This window comes from Streptococcus sp. HMSC065C01 (assembly GCF_001813525.1).
Taxonomy (GTDB): domain Bacteria; phylum Bacillota; class Bacilli; order Lactobacillales; family Streptococcaceae; genus Streptococcus; species Streptococcus parasanguinis_V.
This window is the reverse complement of the sequence record NZ_KV812828.1, coordinates 16,448-21,911: the sequence shown is the minus strand read 5'-3', so window position 1 is coordinate 21,911 and position 5,464 is coordinate 16,448. Positions and strand designations below refer to the sequence as shown.

The 5,464-nt window shown below is 42.0% G+C and carries 3 protein-coding genes; all 3 read right to left on the bottom strand.

Annotated elements, in window-relative coordinates; genetic code table 11:
• The coding region (locus HMPREF2918_RS11730; protein WP_141751566.1) for an accessory Sec-dependent serine-rich glycoprotein adhesin at positions 1-3,334 on the bottom strand (3,334 nt) is incomplete at its 3' end.
• Positions 3,335-3,571: 237 nt separating this feature from the next.
• Positions 3,572-5,029: a glutamate--tRNA ligase gene (gltX, locus tag HMPREF2918_RS00510; protein WP_070594326.1), complete on the bottom strand. Its 1,458-nt coding sequence runs from the start codon at positions 5,027-5,029 to the stop codon at positions 3,572-3,574.
• A gap of 147 nt (positions 5,030-5,176) precedes the next feature.
• A partial coding sequence (locus HMPREF2918_RS11415; RefSeq protein WP_218108098.1) for a hypothetical protein occupies positions 5,177-5,464 on the bottom strand: 288 nt, incomplete at its 5' end.

The window sequence follows — 5,464 nt, the reverse complement described above, 5'->3', positions numbered from 1 at the left end:
ATACTGATGCAGATGCTGATACTGATTCAGATGCTGATACTGATGCAGATGTTGATACTGATGCTGATTCAGACGCTGATACTGATGCTGACGCTGATACTGATTCTGAAACTGATGCTGATTCAGATGCTGATACTGATGCAGATGCTGATACTGATTCAGATACTGATGCTGATTCAGACGCTGATACTGATGCAGATGTTGATACTGATGCAGATACTGATGCTGATTCAGACGCTGATACTGATGCTGACGCTGATACTGATTCTGAAACTGATGCTGATTCAGATGCTGATACTGATTCAGATGCTGAAGCTGATTGGCTTGCTGATACTGATTCAGATGTTGATACTGATGCAGATGCTGATACTGATGCAGATGCTGATACTGATTCAGATACTGATGCTGATTCAGACGCTGATACTGATGCAGATGCTGATACTGATGCTGACGCGCTTGCTGACTCTGATGCTGATGTTGAAGCAGATTCAGATGCTGATTCTGACGCGCTTGCTGACTCAGATGCAGATGTTGATGCTGACTCAGATGCTGATTCTGATGTGCTTGCTGACTCTGAAGTAGACTTAGATGCTGATGCTGACTCAGATGCAGATTTAGAAGCAGATTCTGATTGTGACTCAGATACACTTGCTGATTCAACTTCTGATTGGCTCAATGATGCAGATGCTGATTCTGATGCTGATTTAGAAGCTGATGTTGTATCAGATTCAGATTGTGATACAGATTGTGACTTAGATGCTACTTCTGATTCTGATTGTGATACAGATTGTGATTTAGACACTACTTCTGATTCAGATTGTGATACAGATTGTGACTTAGATGTTACTTCTGATTCTGATTGTGACACTGATTGTGATTTAGAAACCACTTCTGATTCTGATACAGATTGTGACTTAGACGCTACTTCTGATTCTGATGAAGATTGTGATTTAGACACTACTTCTGACTCGGATTGCGAGTTTGAAGCAGAGGTAGAGAAAGATTGTGATTGAGATGCAGACTCAGAATCATCCATTTTCTCGAAGTAATAGTTCACATCAGTTGATGGTTTAATCGCAGTTGGAATTGAGTAGTTGTTTGAGAATGATGAATAACCCTTCAATTCAGAGTATACTTTACCATTTGGTGCTGTTGGGTCATTCGCAACAGATCCTTCTGCTTGGATTTCTGGAACTTTACCAGCGATGACGTTGTAACTGTTATTACCAGCTCCGGCAGGTGTCAATGATGTGCTTGGAGCACCTTTGAATGGACGTGGATAAGTATGTAGAGTTCCGTCCATTTGTTTATAAGTATCTGTCTCAGTAGGAGACGACCAACCAGTAATAATGAGTGATTTGCTTCCAGCAGTTTCGTTGACTTCAAGATAGTAATCACCATTTTTACTGTTTACTTTTGTAACTTTAGTCTCATCAGACTTCCACTCTTCACCAGCCTTATTAACTTTACTTGTGTAGATGAGTGTGTACTTAGATACATCTTCAGTACCAATATCAGATGTAGCAAAATTGTTCACTTGAGATGGATCAAGAGCGTAGAATTTCGTTACAGTCGAACCATTTGTATCCACGATTTCAGAAATACGTTTCACATAGTAGTGGTTGGCTCCACCTTGAAGTTCGACCAGTTTTTGACCGACAACACCCTTACCAAGGATACCAGATGTTTTTTGAGTAGAATCTGTTGTAGCAGCTACATGCTTGTAACCAGGGATATCACGGTTGTTTGAAGCTGTAAATTGTTGTCCTGCAAGACCTGTTTGTGTGTAGCTTGCAAGATCTGTTTCATTTCCAGTAGGTTTGTATAGTTGACCTGGAGTAGAGTTACCTTGGATAAGCTTATAGTGAGTTGTTTGATCAACTGTTGCATAAGGAACAGAAGTTTGAACGTTTTGTTTGTCTTCACCTTCATTACCAGGATAGTTAGTATCACGGATTTGAAGTGTTTCATACTCAAGCTTCGCATTTACCAATGAGAAGGTAACGTTTCCTGGATCAGTGCCGTTAGCACCTGTATAAGTCAAAGTGTTGGTTACATCAGAGTTGTTGTTGGTGATGTAGCTTGGAAGTGAGATGTTGCTTTCTCCAGCTTTGAGGGTACGAGTGTAGACTTCTGATCCATCAGATTTCTTCACAATACGCAAGTAAACATCTGGATTAGCTGAAAGACTACCAGTGATGGCAGAACGATCTACTGCAAGAGTAGCATAGTAATCAAAGTTTGTTTTCGCACCAGTAGAATGGTCTGTTTTAAGGAATTGCCATACACCGAAAGTGAAACGATCAGCGTTTGGATCCAAAGCATAGCCAGACTTGCTGAAGGCTGCATCCTCAATCGTTGCACCGTTCGCATCTGTAATAACTGGAACTGTCGTTCCATTAGTACTTGTTGAGATTGGTGACAACTGAGCTGAAATGGCTGGAGCACCATTCACTGTTGTGTTACCAGTAAAGCCTGCTGCAGTCAAAGTTGCCATCATGTCATCTACTGACTTGCTCAAGCGTTCGCGTTGGTCTGCGTACGATTGAGCGGATGCATTAGCATTGATCAAGCTGTTGCTTGCTGTCAATTCTGTTTGAACTTTAGAAATAGCCGCATCAAGTGCTGCTTTCTTCTCTGGAGCTGATACAGTTGCTGAGTAGTCTCCTGCAATCTTGTTCAACAATGCTGCTTCTGAAGTGTTTTGTTCCAAAACAACTTTATCTTCAGCTTTCGCTACTGTTGTAGTACTTTCTACACTTGCTTCAGAGCCAGCTGCTACAGTTGATTCGCTTGAAGCTGCTGAAAGTTCTGCTGAACCTTGTTCGCTCAATGAAACTGATAGAGATGCTGATACTTTTACAGATGTTGAGGCAGAAGCGCTAGCTGATTCTGTTGTTGATTGAGATTGAGATTCAGTAGTTGACTCAGTTGTTGATGCTGTTGTTGATTCAGACTGAGATTCGGTTGTTGAAGTTGTTCCAAGAACTGTACTTCCTTGTTCTACAAGTGCTTCGCTTGAAAGTTCAGATGCAGTCGCAACGTCTGATCCAGTTTCATCAGCTTTTGCAGTATTTGCTACTGTAGCTGCACCAAGAACAGCCCCTGCTGCTACGATCCCCTTGAGCAAGCCTCGGCTTGTCATTTCCTTCACTGATACTGCGTCTTCACGCACTTCAGCTACAACTGTCTCTTCGACTTGACCACGAATGACTTTCAAAAGACCAAAGTTTGAAGTCGCTGCACGCAACCAGTTTTTACCTGACTTGATCAATTTGAAACGAGTCACTCGATCCGTTTCACGGAATTCACCATTAGAACGTTTAAAAAACATTTCTATCTCCTTATTGCATTTTTTATTTCCCTAACATTATAGACTAATCTGTCGAATTTTGGAAGCAATTATTCTTAATTATTGCTATTTTTTTATAATTTTTGTTTTAAATAGTGATAAAAGCGTTTTCGGTCGTGTCAATTTGTCAAACCGGGGCAATTTTTTGATAAACTCCTATAATACTTTTACTTTAGAGCTAAAACAAAAAGCCCCTTTTAACGGGGGCTTTTCTGATAACTATCTGATTTTTTCCAACATATTTTCAATGTGCTGGATGGATTTTTCGCGTCCAAGCAAGTAAATGGTATCTGGCAATTCAGGACCATGCATCTCCCCTGAAACAGCGATACGGATTGGCATAAAGAGATTTTTCCCTTTGATACCAGTTTCCTTTTGGACTGCTTTGATTTGTGGGAAGATATTTTCTGCCACAAACTCATCGTCTGACATGGCTTCCAATTTCGCTTTGAAGGCTTCAAGTACAGTCGGAACCGTTTCACCAGCCATGACTTCTCGCTCAGCTTCAGTCAATTCTGGGAAGTCAGAGAAGAAGAGGTCTGTCAATGGAACGATTTCATCCACTGACTTCATTTGTGGTTTGTAGAGCTCCACTAATTTTTCAGCCTTGTCTGTCAAACGACCTGCTTCTTCAAGGAATGGTTTAGCCATTTCAAAGATGGTCGCAAGGTCTGCATTCTTGATGTAGTCATTGCTCATCCAGTCTAGTTTCTTCTGGTCGAAAGCTGCTGGAGACTTGCTAAGGCGGTTTTCATCAAAGAGCTTGATCAGTTCGTCGCGAGAGAAGATCTCATCTTCCCCACCAGGGTTCCAACCAAGAAGGGCGATGAAGTTAAAGACTGCTTCTGGAAGGTAGCCCTTCTTACGGTAATCTTCGATAAATTGAAGGGTGTTAGTGTCCCGTTTAGACAACTTCTTACCAGTTTCAGAATTGATGATAAGTGTCATGTGACCAAACTCAGGTGCTTCCCATCCAAGCGCTTCATAAACCATGAGCTGTTTTGGTGTGTTGGCAATGTGGTCATCTCCACGGATAACGTGAGAAATTTGCATATCGTGGTCATCGATGACAACGGCAAAGTTGTAGGTTGGGTAGCCATCTTTCTTCTGGATGACCCAGTCACCACCGATATTGCCACCTTCAAACTCGATATCACCCTTGACCATATCATGCCACTTGTAGATACCAGACTCATTCACTGCCAAACGAACCGTCGGGATGATGCCCGCAGCTTCACGTTCTGCAACGTAAGCTGCTTTTTCTTCTTCGCTCATGCCAAGGTATTCGTTGATGTAGCGAGGTGTTTCACCGGCTGCTTCTTGACGTTCACGTTCTGCCGCTAACTCTTCTTCTGTCACATAAGATTTGTAGGCTTTTCCTTCCGCCAAGAGTTGGTCAATGTATGTTTGATAGAGTTCCAAACGTTCAGACTGGCGGTAGTTTTCATGCGTCTCAGGACTTTCATCCCAGTCCATGCCTAACCAACGAAGGTTTTCAAGCTGGGAACGTTCACCGTCTTCGACATGACGTTTGCGGTCCGTATCTTCGATACGGATGATAAAGGTTCCACCATGGTGGCGTGCATACAAGTAGTTAAACAATGCTGTCCGAGCATTTCCGATGTGTAGTAGTCCGGTTGGACTTGGTGCATAACGCACACGAATATCTTTTACCATGTTTCTCTCCTCTTGTCTTGTTCGCTATTTCTAGCTCATTTTTCAATCGTTCCTATTATACCACAAAGAAAGCGGGACTGAAATGAATAAGTGACAATTCCAACTTTTCTTCCTATATATAAGAAAAGAGAGTGGGACAGAAATTGGTCATTCGTTAGAATTCGATTTCGTCGTCCCACCTCCGCACAGTTGAGTAGGGCTGTAAAAACTGATGAAACCAGTGTAGTAGAGCTCGCTCAACCACTGCGTCTTGCTCGACAATCCAAAAACAATTAAGAGGCTAGGACTTTTGTCCCAGCCTCCATATGATGATTGTTTCCATCTTAATAAACGAACACGCCCTAAATGCTGTGTGAAAAAGATAAATTCTCTTGTGAGCATCGCTCCCTGCGACAATTTCCTTTTTTCACTTTGCATTTTACGGGCTTTGTATCT

What these genes read in the sequence shown, in the direction of transcription:
- gltX (WP_070594326.1), bottom strand. Translation starts at nt 5,029, where the DNA reads ATGGTAAAAGATATTCGTGTGCGTTATGCACCAAGTCCAACCGGACTA.